The organism is Nocardioides luteus, from assembly GCF_015752315.1.
Lineage (GTDB): Bacteria > Actinomycetota > Actinomycetes > Propionibacteriales > Nocardioidaceae > Nocardioides.
Map to the genome: position 1 here is coordinate 3,141,355 of NZ_JADOVJ010000001.1, position 20,442 is coordinate 3,161,796.

Below are 20,442 nucleotides of genomic sequence, written 5' to 3' on the forward strand. Positions count from 1 at the left end.
TTCCCGTGGGGAAACAGCAGACCAAGTGCCGGCGTGACGACGATCTGACCGGACAGCTCGGCACCACGCTGCGGCACTTCATGCATCTGGAGTCGACGAGCGCCACGCTGTTGGTGATCGCCTCGCTGCTCGCGCTGGCCTGGGCCAATTCGCCGTGGTCGCACGGCTACGAGCACCTGTGGGAGACGGTCGTCTCGGTGCGGTTCGGCGACGTCGGGCTCTCGATGGACCTGCACCACTGGGTCAACGACGGCCTGATGGTGGTCTTCTTCTTCGTCGTCGGCCTGGAGGTACGCCGCGAGCTCGCCGTCGGCGAGCTCACCGACCGCCGCCGCATGGTGGTGCCGCTGATCGCCGGGGCGGGCGGGCTGGCCCTGCCCGCGCTGATCTACCTGCTGCTCAACCCCTCCGGCGAGGCGGCTCGCGGGTGGGGCATCGTGATCGGCACCGACACCGCGTTCCTGCTCGGGATGCTCGCGCTGGTCGGGCCGGCGGTCTCGACGCAGCTGCGCATCTTCCTGCTCACCCTCACCGTCATCGACGACATCGTCGCGGTGAGCGTCATCGGGGTCGCCTACACCGAGCACCTCTCGGTCGGCCCGCTGGTCGTGGCCGGGCTGGCCCTGGTCGGGATCTTCGTGCTCGACCGGGTGAAGGTGTGGCGCGCCGGGCCCTACGTACTGCTCGTGCTGATCGCCTGGGTGGCCACCCTCGGAGCCGGCCTGCACGCCTCCATCGCCGGGATGCTGGCCGGGCTGCTGGTGCCGGCCGCGGAGCCGACCCGGGCCCAGATGGAGGTCGCTACCTCGCGGTTCCGGGCGTTCCGGCAGTCGCCGCTGCCGACGCTGCAGCGCGAGACCCGCGACGAGCTGACCCGCACGATCTCGGTCAACGAGCGGCTCCAGGAGACGCTGCACGTGCCGACGAGCTATCTCATCGTGCCGGTCTTCGCCCTCGCCAACGCGGGCGTCGACCTGCGCGACGGCGTCCTCGGGGAGGCGCTGAGGTCGCCCGTGACCTGGGGTGTCGTCGCCGGCCTGGTCCTCGGCAAGACCCTCGGCATCGGTGGCGGCGCGCTCGTGGCCACGCGACTGCGGCTCGGGCGGCTGCCCCAGGGCGTCGGCGGCGGTCACGTCCTCGGCGGCGCGGCGCTGTCGGGTATCGGCTTCACCGTCGCGCTGCTGATCACCACGCTCGCCTTCGACTCCGAGACGCTGCAGCGCGACGCGATCGTCGGCGTGCTCCTCTCCGTGGTGATCGCCTCCGCCCTCGGGTGGCTGATCTTCCAGCTCTCCGCGCGCTTCCTCGGCCAGCGCGACGCGGCCCTGCCGAAGGTGCTCGCGACCCCGGTCGATCCGGCGCGCGACCACATCTACGGCGACGTGGACGCCGAGGTCACCCTGCTCGAGTACCTCGACTACGAGTGCCCGTTCTGCGCCCGCGCCACCGGCACCGCCAACGAGGTCCGCAACTACTTCGGGTCGCGGATCCGCTACGTCGTACGCCACCTCCCCCTCCCCCAGCACCCGCACGCCGAGCTGGCCGCGGTCGCCGCGGAGGCCGCCGCGCGGCAGGGCCGGTTCTGGGAGATGCACAAGCACCTCTTCGACCATCAGAACGAGCTCGAGCACAAGGACCTGGCCGGTTATGCCGGTGTCCTCGGGCTCGACGTGGAGCAGTTCCTCCGCGACCTGGAGGACCCGGCGCTGGCCGACCACGTCCGTGAGGACATGGCCTCGGCCCACGACAGCGGCGCCCGCGGCACCCCGACGTTCTTCGTCGGGTCGCACCGCCACGAGGGCCGCTACGACGCGCGCACGCTCATCGCCGAGCTCGAGCGCGCAGCCACCGGGGAGACCGCTCGGCTGGGGATGCGCTCGCGCCGCTAGGTGTGATGCCCAGGCACGTTGGTCGAGATCCTGCGACGACACGGTCTGACTGGTAGATGGACGAAGGCCTCCCCGGTGTGGAGTGGAGCTGTCTAGGAACCAGTTCCGCCACCAGGAGAGGCCTTCGTGTCCCACGCTACCCATGCCAACGCTGCCCTGACCCCTCGCGCCCGGCTCAGGCTCGCGCGTCTCATCGTTGAACACGGCTGGCCACCGGCCCGCGCGGCGGAGCGTTATGACGTCTCGTGGCGTACGGCGAAGAAGTGGGCTGAGCGCTACCGCAACGAAGGACCGGCCGGCATGCTCGATCGGTCCTCGGCTCCGCACCGTCAACCGAACCGGACCCCGGCCCCGGTCGTGCGCAAGATCGTGCACCTGCGCTGGAAGCAGCGCCTTGGGCCGGTCGAAATCGCCCAGCGGCTCAACATGGCATCCTCGACCGTGCACGCGGTCTTGGTGCGTGCTCGGATCAACCGGCTCACTCACATCGACCGAGCCACAGGCGAGCCGATCCGTCGCTACGAACATGACCACCCCGGCGACCTGATCCACGTCGACGTCAAGAAGCTCGGCAAGATCCCCGACGGCGGTGGCTGGCGCTACCTCGGCAAGCAGCGCGGGGACAAGAACCGCTCCGCGACCGCCAAACGCACCGGTGGGCCCAAGAACAAGCACTATCAGCCACTGATCGGGACCTGCTACCTACACACCGTCATCGACGACCACTCCCGCCTCGCCTACGTCGAGGCCCGCGACGACGAGACCAGCCAAACCGCGACCGAGGTCCTCAAGAACGCGGTTGCCTGGTTCGCTGAGCGTGGTGTCCTCGTCAAGCGTGTGCTCAGCGACAACGGCAGCTGCTACAAGTCACACCTGTGGCGCGAGACCTGCGCAGATCTAGGCATCACACCCAAGAAGACCCGGCCCTATCGACCACAGACGAACGGGAAGATCGAACGTTTCCACCGCACCCTGGCAGAGGGCTGGGCATTCAAGAAGTTCTACACCTCCGAATCAGCCCGACTCGCCGCCCTGCCAGGATGGGTCCACGAGTACAACCACCACCGGCCCCATTCAGCGATCGGGAAGGCAGCCCCCATCACCAGGTTGAACAACCTGGCTGGACATCACAGCTAGGCCTGGGTGTCCTCAGCAGGCTCAGCCGGCTCAGCCGGCTCGTCGGGGCGTCCCGGCCGGTAGGTGGCGGCGAGGAGGAGGGCGGTGCCGAGCACACCGGCACCGAGCGCCACCGCGCCTCCGACCCAGCCGTCGTAGACGATGCCGAGGGCGGAGTCGAGCGAGATCGTCCCGGGCCCGGTGACACCGAGCACGACCGCGACGACGGCCAGGATCATGACGTACTCCCAGCCCTCCTTGAAGACGAAGAACCCGTTGGGACGGTGCGCGAGCAGGGCGGCGACCAGCATCACCCCGACCACGCCGGCCGCGGCCAGGGGCGTGACCAGCCCCAGGATCAGCAGCACGCCGGCGCCGATCTCGGTCACCACGCTGGCCCACGCCTGAAGCGTGCCGTGGCGCAGGCCCAGACTCTCGAACCAGCCGGCGGTGCCGGCGATCTTGCCGCCACCGCGCCAGTGGTTGACGCCGTGGGCGATCATCGTGCCGCCCACCGCCAGACGGAGCAGCATCAGGGCCAGATCGACGGGGTCCATCACAAGGTTCCTCGCTGTTATGGGGAGTGGTCGGCCCAGCCTAGGAGGAGGCCGGGCACGATGCACGGAGGGACGCCGTAGGCTCTCCCGAATGCTGCTGCTCGGAGTCACCCTCGCGCTGGGCTCGGCGGTCGCCCACGCCGCCTGGAACACGGCGTCGAAGACCATCGCTCCGGCGGGACGGCCGGCGCTGTGGGCGGTCGCGATCGTGGAGAGCTGCCTGGTGGTCACGGTCACCGCGGTGGTGATGATCGTGCGCGGCCACGGCATCACGGTGACCTGGGAGCTCCTGCTGCTCTCGCTCGGCAGCACCGCGATGCACGCGCTGACCATGGGCCTGGTCCAGGTGGCCTACCAGGACTTCGACGTCAGTCAGATCTACCCGCTCTCCCGCGGTCTCGCGCCGGTGGTCGTGGCGATCACCGGCATGGTGGTGCTCGGGCAGTGGCTGAGCTGGGCGCAGTGGGGCGGCGTACTCCTGATGGCGGCGGCGGTCGGGGCACTGCTCTTCGAGACGGTCCGCACCAAGGGCTCGCTCCAGGCCAAGCCGCTGCTGTGGTCGGCGTGCATCGCCGCCTCGATCGCCGGCTACACGACCTACGACGGCTGGGTGGTCGTCGAGCGTGGCCTCGACCCGATCGCCTACTACGCCGTCGGCACGGTGGTCCAGGTGGTGCTGTGGAGCGTGGTCGTGCGGGGCAGGTACGCCGAGGGGCTGCGCCAGCTCCGGATCCACGCGCGGACCGTGGCCGTGCTCGCCGTCCTGGTCCCCACCTCCTACGTCCTCAGCCTCTACGCCACGCTGCACGCCCCGGTCTCGCTGGTCGCCGCCGTGCGCAGCTCGAGCCTGATCTGGGTCGCGCTCTCGGCGGCCCTGATCCTGCGCGAGCCGATCGGGAGGGTACGCGTCGCCGCGACGATCCTCGCGGCGGCGGCCGTGGTCACGATGGTGGTGTGAGGCTCGGCTGCGCGCGGAGCGCGGGGCGGGCGATGGCGACGTAGAGGAGCGCCCCCAGCCAGCCGAGGAAGATCATCAGCAGGACGTAGAGGATCTTGCTCTGGCCGGCCGCCGACCAGACGCTGTCGGGCGTTCGGAGGGCCTGGATCAGCATCAGCAGCCACCACACGGTGATCGCGAGACCGATCAGCGGCAGGACGACACCACCGATCAAGACCAACCATTCGGCTCCGACCGGCATGCCGATCATCGGTGTCATCGCATCGCTCCTGGTTGGGTGAGCAGCATCGGCATCAGCCCGATCACCTGGGCCCGCAGGTCCGCCAGGGCGCCGTCGCGACCGTTGAGGTAGCCCAGCAGTGCCTGCTGGAAGATGCCGTCGAACATCCCGTAGGCCACCGGCGCGGCGATCGCGGGCTCGGAGCCGGCGAGCGAGGCGTAGCGGTCCACGATCCGCGCGATCATGTCCTCCAGGCTCTGGTCGATCTGGGTGACCGCCTCGCGCAGGCTCTCCTCGAACATCGACTGCGAGCGCAGGTCGTACCAGAGCCGGTGCATCGCGGCCTCCTCGACGATCGTCTCGACGAGCTTGTCGCCGAACCGCTCGGCGAGGTCGTCGGGCGAGGTCGCCTCGGCCACCACGCCGTCGTAGCGGTGGACGCAGGTCTCCTTGTAGTAGCGCACGCAGTAGACGATCAGCTCGAGCTTGTCGTTGAAGTAGTAGTGCACGACGCCGTGGCTGAACTCGGAGTTGTTGGCGATCTCGCGCAGGCTGGCCCGCGCGTAGCCCAGCTCCCCCAACGTACGCAGCGCGGACTCGGCGAGCGCCTTGCGGCGTTCGTCGTGCTTGTCGGCGGGCGTGCGGCGCGACGCCTTCGGAGCGGCGACCTGGGTCATGGGCCGCAACGATACCCCCTCTCGCACGTCTCCCGGTGCCACCTGAACCATTTTCTGGTCAATCGTCAAGAAAACTCTTGACACTCGTCAAGATTCGCGATTGCCTGTGATCCCGATCACAGCGCATCACAGCGACGAAGGAGTCACAGATGACCGATCTGAGCGGACGCACAGCACTCGTCACCGGCGGAGCCCAAGGCCTGGGCGAGGGGATGGCCCGCACGCTGGCCGCCGCCGGCGCCAAGGTCGCCGTCGCAGACGTGAAGGACGACCAGGGCGCGAAGGTGGCCGAGTCCATCGGCGGCACCTTCGTGCGCCTCGACGTCACCGACGACGCCTCCTGGGAGGCGGGCGTCGCCGCAGCCGTCGACGGCCTCGGCGGGCTCGACATCCTGGTCAACAACGCCGGCGTGGAGATCACCAGCCTCGTCACCGAGCTCGACCCCGCCGACATCAAGAAGATGCTCGAGGTCAACGTGCTCGGCACGGCCCTCGGCCTCAAGCACGGCCTTCGGACGATGCGGCCCGACGGCGCTGCCGGCAACGGCGGCGTGATCGTCAACGTCGCCTCGGTCGCCGCCACCATCGCCTTCCCCGGCATCTCGGTCTACTCGGCCACCAAGAGCGCCGTCGACCGGCTGACCCGGGTGGCCGCGATGGAGAGCGGAAAGCTCGGCTACGGCGTACGCGTCAACTGCATCTACCCCGGCCTCGTCCCCACCGAGATGGGCGCCGGACTGGCCAACGACGTGGCGCAGCTGGGTCTGTTCGAGTCTCCGGAAGCCGCCGTGGGCGGCGTCGTCGAGCTGACCCCGTCGGGCCGGCTCGGCACGGTCGAGGACATGGCCGACGCGGTCGTCTTCCTCGCCTCCGACCAGGCGAGGTTCATCAACGGAGTCGGCCTGCCGGTCGACGGTGGAATGGGGATGTGACCATGAGTGACAACAAGCCCGTCGTCGTCTACGGCGCCTCCGGCTACACCGGCCGGCTGGTCTGTGAATACCTGCGCGAGCTCGGCGTGCCGTTCGTGGCCGCCGGCCGCTCGAAGGACAAGCTGGTCGACTCGATGACCTCCCACGTCCCCGGCATCGAGACCGCCGACTACGAGATCGCCGAGGTCGAGCACACCGTCGAGGCGCTCACCGAGCTGCTCACCGGCGCGCGCGTCGTCCTCAACACCGTCGGCCCGTTCTCCCAGTACGGCCCCGAGGTCGTCGAGGCCGCCCTGGCCGCCGGTGTCCACTACACCGACACCACCGGCGAGCAGGACTGGCTGATCACCTGCGACGAGAAGTACGGCGCCGACTACGCGGAGAAGGGGCTGCTGCTCGCGCCGGGCATCGCGCAGATGTACACCACCGGCGAGATCGCCGCCGAGATCTGCCTCGAGCAGCCCGGCCTCGACACCCTCGACATCGCGGTCTTCTGGGGCGGCTCCCCCACGATCGCCTCGACCCGCACGATTCTGGTCAACGCGGCCACCTCGAAGGCGCACTACCTGGAGCAGAACGCGTACGTCGAGTTCGACCCGACCGCAGGCCTGGTCCCGCTCGTGGTGCCGGGCCAGCACGAGCTCGCGCTCTCGCTGCCGTGGGGCGGCACCTCCCACCCGGTCTGGTACCGGCGCGACCCGAAGGTGGCCAACTGCAAGGCGCAGGGCGGGGTCTTCAACGCCGCCCTGATGAACGGGGTGCCGCAGATCGTCGCGGGCGCGCTGGAGGCGACCAAGGACATGGACCCCGAGCAGCGCGACGAGGCGCTGACCGCCACGGCGGCCCAGGTCATGAACCAGATGCCGCCGCGCGAGAACCCGCGGCTCAACAAGTCGCTCGACTCGGTGCACGCCTCCGGCCCGCTCGGCCGCGCGCACTGCGTCATCCACGGCAACCAGAACTACAAGCAGACCGGGCTGCTGCAGGCGTACGTCGCCTACTCGCTGCTGCAGCAGCCGCCTCGACGGGTCGGGTTCGCCTCCGGCTGCCAGGCGTTCGGCCACCGCGAGCTCCTCGGCCAGCTGCAGGCCTTCGGGCTGGTCTCGGAGCCGGTCGTGACCCGGCAGCGCGGCTGAAGGGGCGTCGATGCGGCTCGTCGACTACCTGGACAAGGGTGCCTCGCTGGGAGGCGACGCGCCCTGTCTCGTCTGCGGCGAGGACACCTGGACGTACGCCGAGGTCGTCGATCTCTCGGTACGCGTCGCCGCGGGCCTGCAGGCCCGCGGCGTCGCGCCCGGGGCGAAGGTCGCCATCCTCTCGGCCAACGACCCGGTCGCCTTCGCCTCCGTCTTCGGGATCAGCCGCGCCGGGGGCGTCTGGTGCCCGATCAACCCGCGCAGCGAGGCGGCGGAGAACCGGGAGCTCCTCGACCTGTTCGGCTGCTCGGTCCTGATCTTCCAGTCGGCCTTCGCCGGCCTCGTCGACCAGATCCGTGGCGACCTCCCCGAGCTGACCACCCTGGTCTGCCTCGACGCGACCCACGACTGGGCGATCGGCTGGGACGACTTCCTCGGCTCCCCCGACGGGTTCGAGCCCGTCGAGGTCGAGGACGACCTGGCCATGGTCGTCGGCACCGGCGGGACCACGGGGCGGCCCAAGGGCGTGATGCTCACCGGCACCAACCTGGAGACGATGACGGCGATCACGCTGATGGCCTATCCGTGGCCGGCCGCACCGACCCGTCCGACCTACCTCGCGCTCGCACCGCTCACCCACGCCGCCGGGGTGCTCTGCTTCCCGGTGCTGTGCCTGGGCGGGACGATCGTGGTGATGCGTACGCCGGACGTGGGCGCGTTCCTCGAGCACATCGAGCGTCACCACGTCACCCACACGTTCCTGCCACCGACGCTGATCTACCTGGTGCTGGACCATCCAGCGCTGGCCTCGACCGATCTGAGGTCGCTGCGCTGCTTCTGGTACGGCGCGGCGCCGATGTCGGCGACGCGCCTGGAGGAGGCGCTGACCCGGATCGGTCCGGTGATGGCGCAGCTGTTCGGGCAGACCGAGGCGCCGATGATGATCGCGACCATGTCGCCCGCGGACCACTTCCACGCCGACGGGACGGTCGCCACCGAGCGCCTCTCCTCGGCCGGTCGTCCGGCGCCGCTGGTGACCGTCTCGATCATGGACGAGCGCGGCACGCTGCTCGGCTCCGGGGAGCGGGGCGAGATCGTCGTACGCAGCTCCCTGGTCATGCGCGGCTACCTCGACAACCCCGACGCCACCGCCGAGGCGAGCGCCCACGGCTGGCACCACACCGGCGACATCGGGTTCCTCGACGAGCACGGCTTCCTGCACATCGTCGACCGCGCCAAGGACATGGTGATCACCGGTGGTTTCAACGTCTACTCCACCGAGGTCGAGCAGGCGCTGATGACGCATCCCGCGATCGCCGACTGTGCGGTGGTCGGGCTGCCCGACGAGAAGTGGGGCGAGCGCGTCACCGCCGTCGTTCTCCCCCGGCCCGGTGCCGAGGTCGACGTCGCCGAGCTGAAGGCGTACGTCAAGGAGCGCATCGGCGCGGTCAAGACCCCCAAGCAGATCGAGGTCTGGCCGGACCTGCCCCGCTCGAAGGTCGGCAAGGTCCTCAAGACCGAGATCAAGAAGAGCCTGACTCGGCCGTGAATCTCAGGCCTCCGGGAACGCGCCAGGATCCGCGGCGTACGCCACCATCCAGGTCGGCTCGATGGTGGCGTAGACGACGCCGGGTCCCTCCCAGGTCTGCGGGTCGGAGCCGTAGTACTCGGTGAAGTAGGTGTTGTGGGCCTCGAACTCGGGTCCCTCGGAGACCACGTGCGCCTGTCCATGGGTGAAGACGCCGATGCGCTCGCCGTCGACGTGGGTGGCGCTGACCGCCGGCCGGGCGAGCATGTGCTTGGCCTTGACCGCGGTGGGCGAGGTACCGAACAGCCAGCGCCCGTGGACGAAGTGGCCGTCGACGCAGCTCGTCCGCGGTTCGCCGCGAGCGGTGACGGTGGCCAGCACCAGCACCTTCATGCCCGTCAGCTCGGTGACGAGCTGACGGGCGTTCAGGCGCTGCTTGTCGGTGACGATGCCGGTCAGGTGGCCGCTCGCGCGGCCGATCGAGGCGTCCAGGAGGCGTTGCAGGTCGGCGATCTCTTCATCTGTCTCGTGCACACGAGGAGTCTCACACCGAGCGCCCTGGGACCGCTTGACCGTTCTTGCGCTAGCTGATCGCGGTGACGATCTCGGGCGGGATGGCGGTGGTGCCCGAGCCGTCGGTCGCGACGATCACGTAGACGACCGACACGGCGCAGGCCACCTCCTCGCCCCGGCGGAACTCGAACTCGAGCGTGAAGCTCTTGGTGCCGATCCGGGTGGTCCGCACCGGCACCTGGACTCGGTCGCCGAAGCCGATCCCGACCTTCCAGTCGAGGTCGGCGTGGGCGAGGTGGGCGTCGACCCCCAGCTCCTTCCAGCGGGAGTAGGGCACCCCGCGGGCGTCGATGAAATGGTTCATCGCCTCGTCGACGTAGCCGAGGTACCAGCTGTTGAACATCACCCCCTGCATGTCGACCTCGAAGTAGCGGGGCGTGAACTCGTAGACCGTCGTCACCGGCGGTCCTTCGCGGGCAGGATCCGGCCGGTGACCTCGCCGAGGGCGATCCGGCCGCCGCCGGCCGCCGGCGCGGTGGCGGTGATGGTGACCTCGTCGCCGTCCTCCAGGAACGTACGCACCGACCCGTCGTCGAGCTTGAACGGCTCGGCCCCCGACCAGCTGAGCTCGAGGAACGAGCCGCGCTGGCCCGGCTCGGGCCCGCTGATCGTGCCGCTGGCGAACAGGTCGCCGACGCGCAGCGAGGCGCCGTTGGCGGTCATGTGCGCGAGCATCTGCGGGGCGGTCCAGTACATCGCGGCGTAGGGCGGCTCGGCCACCAGCGTCCCGTTGAGCCGCACCTCGAGGGCGAGGTCGAGGCCCCAGGGGTCCAGCGTCGAGTCGTCCAGGTAGCCGGTCAGCGGAACGTCCCGTGCCGGCGGGCTCACCCGGGCCGCCTCGAGTGCTGCCAGCGGGAGCACCCACGGCGAGATCGAGGTCGCGAACGACTTGCCGAGGAACGGGCCCAGCGGGACGTACTCCCAGGCCTGGATGTCGCGCGCCGACCAGTCGTTGAGGAGCGTGATCCCGAAGATGTGGCCGGCGGCCTCGCGGAGCGGGACCGGGGTGCCCCGGTCGGAGCCCACGCCCACCACGAACCCCAGCTCGGCCTCGATGTCGAGCCGGATCGAGGGGCCGTCGACGATCCCGTCGGGGGTCTTGCGCAGCCCGGTCGGCCGGACGACGTCGGTGCCGGAGACGACCACGGTGCCGGAGCGGCCGTGGTAGCCGATCGGCAGGTGCTTCCAGTTGGGGGTCAGCGGCTCGGAGTCGGGGCGGAACATCTTCCCGACGTTGGACGCGTGGTGCTCGGAGGCGTAGAAGTCGACGTAGTCGGCGACCGTGAACGGCAGCAGCAGGTCGGCCTCCTCGATCGGCACCAGGTGCGGGCGCACCACGGCCTCGCTCCCGGGGTCGCTGAGCAGCCGGGTCACCTCCGCACGCACCCGCGCCCATGCCTCCGGGCCGGCCGCGAGCAGGCCGTCGAGCCCGCCCGCGCACACGTCGGCGAGACCCTCGGCCGACGCCGCGACGTCGAGCACGAGGTCACCGATCCGCACCCCGAGTCGCGGGGTCGGATCTGCGGCGGTGCGGAAGGTGGCGTACGGAAGCGCCTCGAGGCCGAACAGACTGTCACCGATGTCCAGCCACGACGTCACTGGCGGCCCCCCGCCCAGGTCCAGGCGTACTTGCCGTCGTCGACCGCGGCGCCGGCCTCGCCGACCTCGAGCGGCCGGAAGGTGTCGACCATGACCGCGAGCTCGTCGAAGAACTCCGCGCCCAGGCTGCGCTCCATCGCGCCCGGCTGGGGGCCGTGGGCGTGGCCGCCGGGGTGGAGGGTGATCGAGCCGATGCCGATCCCGGAGCCCTTGCGGGCCTCGTAGTCGCCGCCGACGTAGAACATGACCTCGTCGGAGTCGACGTTGGAGTGGTAGTAGGGCACCGGCACCGCGAGCTCGTGGTAGTCCACCTTGCGCGGCACGAAGTTGCAGATCACGAAGTTGTTGCCCTCGAAGACCTGGTGCGCGGGCGGCGGCTGGTGCACCTTGCCGGTGATCGGCATGTAGTCGGCGATGTTGAAGACGTAGGGGTAGAGGCAGCCGTCCCAGCCGACGACGTCGAACGGGTGGTGCGGGGTGACGTGGACCGAGCCGGCGATGCCGCCTGCGCCCGGGCCGCGGTGCTTGATGTAGACCTCCGCCTCGGTCGCGTCCACCGTCTGCGGGTCGGTCGGGAGCCGGAGGTCGCGCTCGCAGTAGGGAGCGTGCTCGAGGAACTGGCCGAACCGCGAGAGGTAGCGCTTCGGCGGGGCGATGTGGGAGTTGGCCTCGATCGCGTAGACCCGCAGCGGAGCGTCTCCGCTCGGCACCCAGCGGTGGGTGGTGGCACGCGGGATCACCACGTAGTCGCCCTCACCGACCTCCAGATCGCCGAAGACCGTCTCGACGACACCGCTGCCGGACTCGACGTAGACACACTCGTCGCCGATCGCGTTGCGGTAGAGCGGCGAGGTCTCTCCCGCCACCGCGTAGTGCAGGCGTACGTCGCCGTTGCCGAGCACCAGCCGGCGGCCGGTCACCGCGTCGTGACGTTTCCAGTCCTCACCGGGGAAGAGATCGTGCAGCCCGAGGTGCATCGGGCGCAGGGGGTGGTTGGGGGTGGTGCCGTGGTCGGGCAGCTCCCAGATGCGTACGTCCTTCACCGCCGAGGGGATGTGGCGGTGGTAGAGCAGGGAGGAGTCCGAGGAGAACCCTTCCTCGCCCATGAGCTCTTCGTAGTAGAGATTCCCTTCTCCGTCGCGGTGTTGGGTGTGCCGCTTGGGCGGGATGTGCCCGCGCTGTTGGTAATGCGCCATACCCCGGATCGTACGTGACATGCACCACACCGATCACGGGGGCCGAACGTCCTGAATTCGTCCGGGTACCTCCCGGGGCATAGCCCCGCTCCCCTAGGCTCCTTGGATGCCCTCCGAGACCCCCGAGACCCTTTTCGTGGCGCACGCGACGGGTCGTCTCCTGCACGTCCGGGCGTGCCCTCAGCTCCTCGGCCTCGATGCCCCGATCGTCGCCACTCCGGAGCAGATCGACTCCTTGGGCACCTGCGTCTGGTGCGCCAAGGAGCTCGCCGAGGACGGCCGTAGATACTTCGACTCCGTCGAGCAGGCCGTACGCACCCTCGATCCCTCCGACGAGGCCGTCAGGGCCACCGAGGCGGCTCTCGGCGACGTCGACTACGAGCTCGTCTGGGTTCCGCCCAGCTACTCCTACATCGCCGTCGGGTTCAAGGAGCGGGCTGTCGCGTGGATCGGGCGAGGGTGTGTCATGCATGTGGACGGCCGGCTCATCGACTTCGGTTGAGCCCTTACCGCGTGTTGCAGTCTGCGTTCTCGGGGTCGGCCAGACGGAGGGCGTCATCGACCTCGCTGAGCTTCGCGGAGGACAGGGCGCCGGCCCGCTCGATCAGGTCGTCCCGGGACAGGGTGGTCAGCCAGGTGCACGGGGTGAAGCCGCCGGGGCGCGGGAGCGCGAACCGAAGCACGCCTTCGAAGGGCACCCCCTCCTCGGCGCCCAGTGCCACCTCGACGCCCAGACCGGTGATGTCGACGCCTGCCGGAGCCACCACCTGCATCACCTGGATCCCGGACGGGTCCTCTCCCGACAGCAGAACGACGGGCCGGCGCTCGTCGAACTCCACCCACCAGACTTCGCCACGTTGCACGTCTTCTCCTGACTCAGGACGGCAGGCCGATGCCCGCACGACCCCACGAAAGTACCGTCGCTTGCGGAAATTCAGCCCAAAACAGGCGCTATCCTCGAAGCATGACCGCGTTGCCCGACTGGATGCATCCTCCCCGTGAGGAGGGTTGGTTCTCCGAAGACCTCGACATGCTCGTCGAGGCGCCGCGTCATACCGAACTCATCGACGGAGCCCTGGTCTTCAACATGTCACCGCAGCGCCGCTGGCACAGTCGGCTCGTCACGGCCCTGACCAACGCGCTGACGGCGCAGGCACCCGACGGGTTCGAGGTGGACCGGGAGCTGACGGTGGTGCTGGACCGGCGCAACCGCCCGGAGCCGGACGTGCTGGTGAGCACGGCCCGGATCTCCGACCAGGCCTCGTTCTACGACGCAGACTCCGTGGTGCTCGTGGTCGAGGTGGTCTCGCCGGAGTCCGAGCATCGCGACCGGGCGGTGAAACCGCAGAAGTACGCCGAGGCGGGGATCTCCCACTGCTGGCGCATCGAGAACGAGGACGGCGCGCCCGCCATCCACGTCTACGAGCGCGACGAGCTCACCAACGCCTACGTCGCGACCGGCATCTTCCGCGACCGGCTCGACGTCGCGGTCCCGTTCCCGGTCAAGATCGACCTCACCGATCTGCTCCGCTGACTCCTCCTCCACGAGGCTGCGCTGTCACAGCCGGCACACCGCCGGTGTCCTAGGGGTATGAACCTCGACAAGCAGGAGGAACCCATGCCCAAGCCCCACGTGATCGTCGTCGGCGGCGGGTACGCCGGCGTGATGGCCGCCAACCGGATCACCAAGCACGAGGACGTCGCGATCACCCTGGTCAACCCGCGCGACCAGTTCGTCGAGCGGATCCGGCTGCACCAGCTGGCCACCGGGTCCTCGGAGGCCGTGGTCGCCTATGCGGACGTGCTGAGCCCACGCGTGCGGCTGGTCACCGACACGGTGGCGTCCATCGACGCGGGTGCGCGCACCGTCGTGCTCGGGAGCGGGCAGCAGATGACGTACGACTACCTGGTCTACGCCGTCGGCAGCGCCGGCACGACCCGGGTCGCGTGTGCGGCTGAGCACGCCTACGGGATCTCGACCTACGAGGAGGCGACCCGGCTGAAGGCGGCGCTGGACGGGGCGCCGGCCGACGCCCCGGTGGTCGTCGTCGGCGGCGGACCGACCGGCATCGAGGTCTCCTCCGAGCTCGCCGAGGCGGGCCGGAACGTGGCGCTGGTCTGCGGCGACAGGCTCGGTCCGTGGTTGCACGAGAAGGGCCGCGCGGTGGCCGAGCGCGACCTGCGGCGCCTGGGCGTCGGCATCGTCGAGGGCGCTCGGGTGGCCGAGGTGCTGGACGGTCGGGTACGCCTCGACAACGGCCGCGAGCTGCCCAGCTCGGTGACCATCTGGACAGCCGGCTTCGCCGCACCCGACCTGGCCCGCGCGAGCGGGCTCGCCACCGACGAGCTCGGCCGGCTGATCACCGACGAGACCCTCACCAGCGTCGACGACGACCGGATCGTCGCGACCGGCGACGCCGCGGCGCCCTCGGGCCTGGCGTACCGGATGAGCTGCCAGGCCGCCAACCAGCTCGGGCCGCTGGCCGGGGAGACGGTGCTCGCCCGGCTGACCGGGAAGACCCCGGAGCCGGTGAGCATCGGGTTCGTGGGCCAGTGCATCAGCATCGGCCGCGGCCTGGGACTGGTGAACCTCGCCCGGCGCGACGACTCCGCGGTCGCCGGACGCGTCCGTGGGGTACCGGCGGCGAAGATCAAGGAGCTGGTCTGCCGCAGCACGGTCTGGGCCCTCGGGATGGAGGCGCGCCACCCCGGATCGGCCTTCGGCCTCAAGGACCGGTCGCGCGCCGAGCGGGTCCGGGCGACTGCGGCCACGCCCGCGTCGCTCGTGGACGAGCCGAGCCGTCGGGCCTGAGCGGCCGGCGGTTCGAGAGGAGTTCAGGCAGGAGACGGACGGCGGTCGTCACGGGATCACGCGGCCCGGCCAGATTGAGGGCCACCCCCACCGATGGAGATCTCGATGCGTACCTTCGTCCGCTCCCTGGCCGCGGCCCTCGCCGCGGCGGCCTTCCTCTCCCCCGCAGCCGCCCCGGCGAGCGCGACCGACTCCGCGCGCACCACCGCCGAGCTCGGTACGCCGCACCCGCAGGCGCACGCGCACAACGACTACGAGCACGAGCGCCCGCTGCTCGACGCGCTGGAGCACGGCTTCACGAGCGTCGAGGCCGACGTGTGGCTGGTCGACGGCGCGCTCCTGGTGGCGCACGACGCGGAGGACCTCGACCCGGCGCGGACCCTGGAGGGCCTCTACCTCGCCCCGCTCAAGCAGCTCGTCAGCGGCAGGGGACGCGACGTCTACCCGGGATACGACGGCACCTTCCAGCTCCTGATCGACATCAAGAACACCGGTGAGGCGACGTACGCGGCGATCGAGAAGGAGCTCGCCGGCTACGAGGAGCTCTTCACCCGCTACGAGAACGGCACCGTCAAGGACGGCCCCGTCGAGGCCGTGATCAGCGGCGACCGGCCGCTGGAGACGATGCGGAGCGCGACCCGGCGGCTCACCTTCTACGACGGCCGGATGAGCGATCTCCACTCCGGGATGCCCGCGTCGCTGATGCCGCTGGTCAGCGACAACTGGACGAAGGTGTTCGTCTGGCAGGGCATCGGCCCGATGCCGGAGATCGAGCGCCGCAAGCTCCACGAGATCGTCGACCACGCCCACTCCCAGGGCTACCGCGTGCGCTTCTGGGCGACGCCGGACGCCGACGGCCCGGCACGTGAGGCCGTGTGGACCGAGCTGCTCGCGGCCGGCGTCGACCACATCAACACCGACGACCTCGAGGACCTGGACGCCTTCCTGACCGCCCACGGGTAGAAACTTTCCGGCGCGTGTCACAGTCCCGCGCGCCGTCTCGTCCCAGGGGTGGAAGATGTGACCCGAGGGAGGACGAACGTGACACCTGAGACCGAGATCGAGTTCGAGGAGCTGCGCCCGCTGCTGTTCTCGATCGCCTACCGGATCCTCGGCAGTGTGAGCGAGGCCGAGGACGCCGTGCAGGAGACCTGGATCCGGCTCGAAGGAGCCTCGACCGAGCCCGAGTCGCTCAAGGCCTACCTGTCGACCGTCGTCACCCGCATCTCCCTCGACGTGCTCCGCTCCGCACGGGTGCGGCGGGAGACGTACGTCGGCCCGTGGTTCCCCGAGCCGCTGCCGACCGACTCCCACCTCGATGAGCGCGAGGACATCTACGCCAGCCCCGAGCGCGCGACCGAGCTGGCCGACTCGGTGTCGATGGCCGCGCTCCTGCTGCTCGAGCGGCTCAGCCCACTCGAGCGGGCGGTCTTCGTGCTGCGGGAGGTGTTCCACTTCGGCTTCGCCGACATCGCGGCGGCGGTCGACCGCTCGGAGGCGGCCTGCCGCCAGCTCGCCTCGCGTGCCCGCCGGCACATGGACGAGGGCAAGCCGCGCTTCGAGGCCGACCGGCGCAAGCGGGCCGAGCTCTCCGACCGGTTCTTCGAGGCGCTGCGCGACGGCGACCTCGACCAGCTCCAGGCACTGCTGGCCGCCGACGTCGAGACCGTCAACGACGGCGGCGGCGTCGCCGGTGGCGTCGGTGGCCGGTTCGGTGCGGAGAAGGCGGCACGCATCCTGATCGCGGCGGTGCCGCCGCTGCTCGCCATCGGTGCCCGCCTGGAGCAGCGCGAGCTCAACGGCGAGCCGGGCGCCATCCTGCGCGACGCCGACGGCGCCATCCTCGGCACCTGGACCCTCGACATCCTCGACGGCCAGATCCAGCGGATCCGCTCGGTCACCAACCCCGAGAAGCTCGGCCACCTGGGCCCGGTGGCGGACCTGAAGGACGTCGTACGCCGCCGCAACCGCCACCGCCGCGAGCGGTGACGCCGCTGGTCGAGCCGCCGGAGCCGCTAGGCGGAGGCGTGTCGAGACCAACACGGTCCTCTCGAGCGTCGATGGGACTGTGTTGGTCTCGACACGGATTCGCTCGTTCCTCACGAATCCGGCTCGACCAGCGGCGTCGGAGTCAGGCTACGGCGCCCTGCGGGGTCGGGGACGTCCGCAGGCCGAGGTCGGCGGTGCGTACGTCCTTGGTCTCGCGGGCGGTCAGGGCGGCGATCGTCGCGACGAGGCAGACGACCGCGGTGTAGCCGGCGGTGACGACCCAGCCGCCCTCCTTCACGCCACCCAGAGCGGTGACGATCGACGGCGTGAACCCGGCCAGCATGAAGCCGATCTGGGTGCCGATCGCGACGCCGGAGAAGCGCACCGGGGTCGAGAACATCTCGCCGTAGAACGAGGGCCAGGTGGCGTTGGCGGCCGCGTAGCCGAAGGAGAAGGTGACGATGGCGAGCGCGAAGACGAGCAGCTCGCTGCCCTGGCTCATCGAGAGCAGGTAGAACGGCATCATGACCGCGCTGGCCACGGCGCCGTAGATGAACACGGGCTTGCGCCCGACCCGGTCGGCGAGCCGGCCGAACATCGGCTGGGTGAACAGCGCGACCAGGTTGGCCGCGACGACCAGCCACAGCGTGATCGAGTCGACCATGCCGACCGCGACGCCGTAGGCGATGGCCAGGTTGCCGAAGACGGTGGAGACGGCCGCGATGAAGGCGCAGCAGATGACGCGGAGCACGTCGGTCCAGTGGTCGCGCAGCAGCACCGCGAGGGGCAGCTTGGCGACCTCGTTGTTGGCCTTGGCCTCCTCGAACTCCGGGGTCTCGTTGAGGCGGCTACGGATGAAGAACGCCACCACGACCACGATCGCGGAAAGCCAGAACGGGATGCGCCAGCCGATGCCGTACTTGATCTCGTCCGGCAGCGCGACCACCGGGATGAAGACGAGCGCCGCCAGGATCTGGCCGCCCTGGGTGCCGGTCAGCGTCCAGGAGGTGTAGAAGGAGCGCTTGTCGTCGGGGGCGTGCTCGAGGGTGAGCGAGCTGGCGCCGGCCTGCTCGCCGGCGGCCGACAGCCCCTGGAGCAGGCGGCAGAACACCAGCAGTGCGGGCGCGATCCAGCCGGCCTGGTCGTACGACGGCAGGCAGCCGATCAGGAACGTGCCACCACCCATCAGCAGGAGGGTGAACAGCAGCACCTTCCGGCGGCCGATCCGGTCACCGAAGTGGCCGACGAAGACCGCGCCGACGGGCCGGGCGACGTACGCGAACGCGAAGGTCGCGAACGACATCACCAGTGCGGCGTCGCCGGTGCTGGGGAAGAAGACGTGCGGAAAGATCAGCGCTGCGGCAGAGCCGAAGACGAAGAAGTCGTAGTACTCGACGGCACTGCCCATGAAGCTGGCAAGCGCGGCCCGGACCGGGGTCTTGCCTTCCTGGTTCACGGTGCTGTCGGTGTCAGGTCCCGCCATCGGGTCCTCCTCGGGGGTCTGTCCCGCGGTCCTGACCGCGGGGCTGTGGGGGGGGTGGTGGATGAGGTGTTCAGGGGTCAGCCGGCCGCGGCCAGCTCGCGCAGGTGGGCGAGCATCCGCTCGGCATCGGGGTCGATGCCGGTGATCAGCCGGAAGGCGTCGACGGCCTGATAGACCGCCATGTGGCCTCCGTGGAGCGTCGGGCAGCCGACCTCACGCGCGGCCTGCAGCAGCGCGGTGTCCAGAGGTCGGTAGACGATGTCCGCCACCCACAGGGGGCGTCGGTCGCTTCGCTCCCCGCCGGCTCGCGCCTCGGGGCGGAGGAGGCTGGTGTCCAGGGGCGTGCCGGGGTGGTCGGCCATGCCCATCGGGGTGCAGTTGACCAGTCCGTCGGCCTCGGGCACGAGCGCGGCCAGCTTGTCGACGTGGCTCGCCTCGACGGCGCTGTCCGGGTGGTGGCGCCGGATCTCCTCGGCCCGTGCCTGGGCACGGTCGAGGTCCATGTCGGCGATGACCAGCCGGTCGACGCCCTGGCTCACGAGCGCGTGCGCGACGGCCGAGCCCGCCCCACCCGCGCCGATCTGCACCACGGTGCCGAGCGGGGCGTCCGGCATCCCGGTGCGCAGCGCGCGGCCGAACCCGGTCGTGTCGGTGTTGTAGCCGATCGCGCCCTCCTCGGTGAAGACCACGGTGTTGACCGCACCGAGGCGGGCTGCGGCCTCGTCGAGCCGGTCGAGGTGCTCGATCACGAGCTCCTTGCACGGGTGGGTGATGTTGAGCGCGTCGAAGCCGAGACGCCGGGCCTCCCTCATCAGGTCGCCGACTCCCTCGGCCGAGATCCCCAGCTCGGTGATGTCGAGCGTCTTGTAGACGTACGACAGCCCGTGCTCGAACCCTTCGCGCATGTGCAGCGCCGGACTCAGCGAGGGTCCGACGCCCGCGCCGATCAGGCCGACAAGAAACGAAGACTTCATCTGGGTGATCCTTAATGTACGAACTAGTACGTTACGAGAGTGAAGGGCATCACATTCCACCCCGACTCGTCAACCCCCACATGGCAAGAAACCCGCCCCCGCAGCGCGGGGACGGGCTTCTTCGGCCGAAGGTCAGTGGGCGGTGAGCCAGCCGACGACGATGTCGCCGAGGATGCGGCGGTGGCGCTCGCGCACGTCGGGAGCGAGCATGTCCCGACCGAACAGGAAGCCGAAGGTGGCGCTGTTGGCGACCTGGAAGACGCAGTAGGCGCTGATCATCATGTGCACGTCGATGGCGTCGACGTCGGCCCGCAGCTCACCCGAGGCGCGACCGCGGGCGAGCACCTCGTCGAGGACGGACGCAGCCGGGGCGCCGAGCTCGCGCAACGACTCGACCTTCTCCAGGTGCCGGCCACGGTGGATGTTCTCGACGGAGACGAGACGGATGAAGTCTGGGTGGTTGACGTGGTGGTCGAAGGTGAGCTCGGCGATACGACGGATGGCGTCGACCGGCTCGAGATCACCGGCGTGGAGGCTCTGCTCGAGATCGCGGATCCGGCGATAGGCAGCCTCGAGCACGGCCAGGAACAGCCCCTCCTTGCCGCCGAAGTAGTAGTAGATCATCCGCTTCGTGGTGCGGGTGCGCTCGGCGATCTCGTCGACCCGGGCCCCCGAGTAGCCCTGCTCCGAGAACACCTCGGTCGCGACCTCGAGCAGCTCGGACCGGGTGCGTTCGGCATCACGCGACTGAACCATGCCCCGAGCCTAGAGCACGACCCACTTCCCAACCCGCAGCAATGAAT

The 20,442-nt window shown here is 70.0% G+C and carries 22 protein-coding genes; 11 read left to right on the forward strand and 11 right to left on the reverse strand.

From position 1 onward, the window contains the following. The first annotated feature begins 5 nt into the window (after nt 1–5). Nucleotides 6–1,889, forward strand: coding sequence for a Na+/H+ antiporter NhaA (gene nhaA / locus HD557_RS15085; RefSeq protein ID WP_307785628.1), 1,884 nt, complete (start codon nt 6–8; stop codon nt 1,887–1,889). A gap of 126 nt (nt 1,890–2,015) precedes the next feature. After that, a complete protein-coding gene (locus HD557_RS15090) occupies nt 2,016–3,026 on the forward strand; it encodes an IS481 family transposase (protein WP_196873822.1) in 1,011 nt (336 codons plus the stop codon). On the opposite strand, the gene HD557_RS15095 is transcribed toward HD557_RS15090, so the two are convergent. Beyond that, on the reverse strand, nt 3,023–3,562 hold the full coding sequence (locus HD557_RS15095) for a DoxX family protein (RefSeq protein ID WP_196874468.1): 540 nt from the start codon (nt 3,560–3,562) through the stop codon (nt 3,023–3,025). The genes HD557_RS15090 and HD557_RS15095 overlap by 4 nt on opposite strands. 91 nt (nt 3,563–3,653) lie before the next feature. Between HD557_RS15095 and HD557_RS15100 the strand changes: the two genes are divergently transcribed. Continuing rightward, nucleotides 3,654–4,520: a hypothetical protein gene (locus HD557_RS15100; protein WP_196874469.1), complete on the forward strand. Its 867-nt coding sequence runs from the start codon at nt 3,654–3,656 to the stop codon at nt 4,518–4,520. Here the strand turns inward: HD557_RS15100 and HD557_RS15105 are convergent. Together HD557_RS15105 and HD557_RS15110 are read right to left on the reverse strand one after the other, a co-directional pair. Then, nucleotides 4,504–4,779 carry a hypothetical protein gene (locus HD557_RS15105; protein WP_196874470.1) on the reverse strand — a complete coding sequence of 92 codons (276 nt, stop codon included), beginning with the start codon at nt 4,777–4,779 and terminating at the stop codon, nt 4,504–4,506. The two genes, HD557_RS15100 and HD557_RS15105, sit on opposite strands and share 17 nt — an antisense overlap. Continuing rightward, the gene (locus HD557_RS15110) at nt 4,776–5,417 is read right to left on the reverse strand and encodes a TetR/AcrR family transcriptional regulator (RefSeq protein ID WP_196874471.1); all 642 of its coding nucleotides are present in this window, start codon (nt 5,415–5,417) and stop codon (nt 4,776–4,778) included. Before HD557_RS15110 ends, HD557_RS15105 begins: the two co-directional genes overlap by 4 nt. Before the next feature lie 149 nt (nt 5,418–5,566). Between HD557_RS15110 and HD557_RS15115 the strand changes: the two genes are divergently transcribed. The 3 genes from HD557_RS15115 to HD557_RS15125 are packed head-to-tail and all read left to right on the forward strand — an operon-like array spanning nt 5,567 to nt 9,034. Continuing rightward, nucleotides 5,567–6,349 carry an SDR family NAD(P)-dependent oxidoreductase gene (locus HD557_RS15115; RefSeq protein WP_196874472.1) on the forward strand — a complete coding sequence of 261 codons (783 nt, stop codon included), beginning with the start codon at nt 5,567–5,569 and terminating at the stop codon, nt 6,347–6,349. Nucleotides 6,350–6,351: 2 nt separating this feature from the next. Then, a complete protein-coding gene (locus HD557_RS15120; RefSeq protein ID WP_196874473.1) occupies nt 6,352–7,485 on the forward strand; it encodes a DUF5938 domain-containing protein in 1,134 nt (377 codons plus the stop codon). Nucleotides 7,486–7,495: 10 nt separating this feature from the next. Beyond that, the gene (locus HD557_RS15125; protein WP_196874474.1) at nt 7,496–9,034 is read left to right on the forward strand and encodes an acyl-CoA synthetase; all 1,539 of its coding nucleotides are present in this window, start codon (nt 7,496–7,498) and stop codon (nt 9,032–9,034) included. 3 nt (nt 9,035–9,037) lie between these two features. Here the strand turns inward: HD557_RS15125 and HD557_RS15130 are convergent, their stop codons facing one another. From HD557_RS15130 to HD557_RS15145, 4 genes are read right to left on the reverse strand one after another with little or no spacing between them, the layout of a single operon-like run. Continuing rightward, complete coding sequence (locus tag HD557_RS15130; RefSeq protein ID WP_196874475.1) at nt 9,038–9,547, reverse strand: pyridoxamine 5'-phosphate oxidase family protein; 510 nt, start codon at nt 9,545–9,547, stop codon at nt 9,038–9,040. Between the two features lie 49 nt (nt 9,548–9,596). Then, nucleotides 9,597–9,986 carry an acyl-CoA thioesterase gene (locus HD557_RS15135; RefSeq protein WP_008361495.1) on the reverse strand — a complete coding sequence of 130 codons (390 nt, stop codon included), beginning with the start codon at nt 9,984–9,986 and terminating at the stop codon, nt 9,597–9,599. Next, nucleotides 9,983–11,185: a fumarylacetoacetase gene (gene fahA, locus HD557_RS15140; RefSeq protein ID WP_196874476.1), complete on the reverse strand. Its 1,203-nt coding sequence runs from the start codon at nt 11,183–11,185 to the stop codon at nt 9,983–9,985. The genes HD557_RS15135 and fahA overlap by 4 nt, the downstream gene beginning before the upstream one ends. Next, a complete protein-coding gene (locus HD557_RS15145; protein ID WP_040756233.1) occupies nt 11,182–12,381 on the reverse strand; it encodes a homogentisate 1,2-dioxygenase in 1,200 nt (399 codons plus the stop codon). The genes fahA and HD557_RS15145 overlap by 4 nt, the downstream gene beginning before the upstream one ends. A gap of 106 nt (nt 12,382–12,487) precedes the next feature. Between HD557_RS15145 and HD557_RS15150 the strand changes: the two genes are divergently transcribed. Continuing rightward, complete coding sequence (locus tag HD557_RS15150) at nt 12,488–12,883, forward strand: hypothetical protein (RefSeq protein ID WP_196874477.1); 396 nt, start codon at nt 12,488–12,490, stop codon at nt 12,881–12,883. 4 nt (nt 12,884–12,887) lie between these two features. Here HD557_RS15150 and HD557_RS15155 read toward each other — a convergent pair whose 3' ends face one another. Continuing rightward, a complete protein-coding gene (locus HD557_RS15155) occupies nt 12,888–13,244 on the reverse strand; it encodes a type II toxin-antitoxin system PemK/MazF family toxin (RefSeq protein WP_196874478.1) in 357 nt (118 codons plus the stop codon). Between the two features lie 101 nt (nt 13,245–13,345). On the opposite strand from HD557_RS15155, the gene HD557_RS15160 reads away from it, so the two are divergent. From HD557_RS15160 to HD557_RS15175, 4 genes are all read left to right on the forward strand, one after another. After that, complete coding sequence (locus tag HD557_RS15160; RefSeq protein ID WP_196874479.1) at nt 13,346–13,915, forward strand: Uma2 family endonuclease; 570 nt, start codon at nt 13,346–13,348, stop codon at nt 13,913–13,915. Between the two features lie 84 nt (nt 13,916–13,999). Beyond that, nucleotides 14,000–15,193 (forward strand): NAD(P)/FAD-dependent oxidoreductase, encoded by a 1,194-nt coding sequence (locus HD557_RS15165; protein ID WP_231380301.1) that lies wholly within the window; start codon nt 14,000–14,002, stop codon nt 15,191–15,193. Nucleotides 15,194–15,298: 105 nt separating this feature from the next. Next, a complete protein-coding gene (locus tag HD557_RS15170) occupies nt 15,299–16,156 on the forward strand; it encodes a phosphatidylinositol-specific phospholipase C/glycerophosphodiester phosphodiesterase family protein (protein ID WP_231380302.1) in 858 nt (285 codons plus the stop codon). Between the two features lie 78 nt (nt 16,157–16,234). Next, nucleotides 16,235–17,182, forward strand: a complete 948-nt coding sequence (locus HD557_RS15175; RefSeq protein WP_196874482.1) for an RNA polymerase sigma-70 factor — start codon at nt 16,235–16,237, stop codon at nt 17,180–17,182. 142 nt (nt 17,183–17,324) lie between these two features. Here the strand turns inward: HD557_RS15175 and HD557_RS15180 are convergent, their stop codons facing one another. The 3 genes from HD557_RS15180 to HD557_RS15190 all read right to left on the reverse strand — a co-directional run bounded on the left by HD557_RS15180 (nt 17,325) and on the right by HD557_RS15190 (nt 20,395). Continuing rightward, a complete protein-coding gene (locus HD557_RS15180; protein ID WP_196874483.1) occupies nt 17,325–18,665 on the reverse strand; it encodes an MFS transporter in 1,341 nt (446 codons plus the stop codon). 77 nt (nt 18,666–18,742) lie between these two features. After that, nucleotides 18,743–19,639 carry a shikimate dehydrogenase gene (locus HD557_RS15185; protein WP_196874484.1) on the reverse strand — a complete coding sequence of 299 codons (897 nt, stop codon included), beginning with the start codon at nt 19,637–19,639 and terminating at the stop codon, nt 18,743–18,745. Between the two features lie 132 nt (nt 19,640–19,771). After that, nucleotides 19,772–20,395 carry a TetR/AcrR family transcriptional regulator gene (locus tag HD557_RS15190; RefSeq protein WP_008361507.1) on the reverse strand — a complete coding sequence of 208 codons (624 nt, stop codon included), beginning with the start codon at nt 20,393–20,395 and terminating at the stop codon, nt 19,772–19,774. Nucleotides 20,396–20,442 lie beyond the last annotated feature (47 nt).

Bases quoted from the DNA above. Each gene is read 5' to 3' on its own strand.
- HD557_RS15095 (WP_196874468.1), bottom strand. From the start codon at position 3,562: ATGGACCCCGTCGATCTGGCCCTGATGCTGCTCCGTCTGGCGGTGGGC.
- HD557_RS15100 (WP_196874469.1), top strand. From the start codon at position 3,654: ATGCTGCTGCTCGGAGTCACCCTCGCGCTGGGCTCGGCGGTCGCCCAC.
- HD557_RS15105 (WP_196874470.1), bottom strand. From the start codon at position 4,779: ATGACACCGATGATCGGCATGCCGGTCGGAGCCGAATGGTTGGTCTTG.
- HD557_RS15110 (WP_196874471.1), bottom strand. From the start codon at position 5,417: ATGACCCAGGTCGCCGCTCCGAAGGCGTCGCGCCGCACGCCCGCCGAC.
- HD557_RS15115 (WP_196874472.1), top strand. From the start codon at position 5,567: ATGACCGATCTGAGCGGACGCACAGCACTCGTCACCGGCGGAGCCCAA.
- HD557_RS15120 (WP_196874473.1), top strand. From the start codon at position 6,352: ATGAGTGACAACAAGCCCGTCGTCGTCTACGGCGCCTCCGGCTACACC.
- HD557_RS15125 (WP_196874474.1), top strand. From the start codon at position 7,496: ATGCGGCTCGTCGACTACCTGGACAAGGGTGCCTCGCTGGGAGGCGAC.
- HD557_RS15145 (WP_040756233.1), bottom strand. From the start codon at position 12,381: ATGGCGCATTACCAACAGCGCGGGCACATCCCGCCCAAGCGGCACACC.
- HD557_RS15150 (WP_196874477.1), top strand. From the start codon at position 12,488: ATGCCCTCCGAGACCCCCGAGACCCTTTTCGTGGCGCACGCGACGGGT.
- HD557_RS15160 (WP_196874479.1), top strand. From the start codon at position 13,346: ATGACCGCGTTGCCCGACTGGATGCATCCTCCCCGTGAGGAGGGTTGG.
- HD557_RS15165 (WP_231380301.1), top strand. From the start codon at position 14,000: ATGCCCAAGCCCCACGTGATCGTCGTCGGCGGCGGGTACGCCGGCGTG.
- HD557_RS15170 (WP_231380302.1), top strand. From the start codon at position 15,299: ATGCGTACCTTCGTCCGCTCCCTGGCCGCGGCCCTCGCCGCGGCGGCC.
- HD557_RS15180 (WP_196874483.1), bottom strand. From the start codon at position 18,665: ATGGCGGGACCTGACACCGACAGCACCGTGAACCAGGAAGGCAAGACC.
- HD557_RS15185 (WP_196874484.1), bottom strand. From the start codon at position 19,639: ATGAAGTCTTCGTTTCTTGTCGGCCTGATCGGCGCGGGCGTCGGACCC.
- HD557_RS15190 (WP_008361507.1), bottom strand. From the start codon at position 20,395: ATGGTTCAGTCGCGTGATGCCGAACGCACCCGGTCCGAGCTGCTCGAG.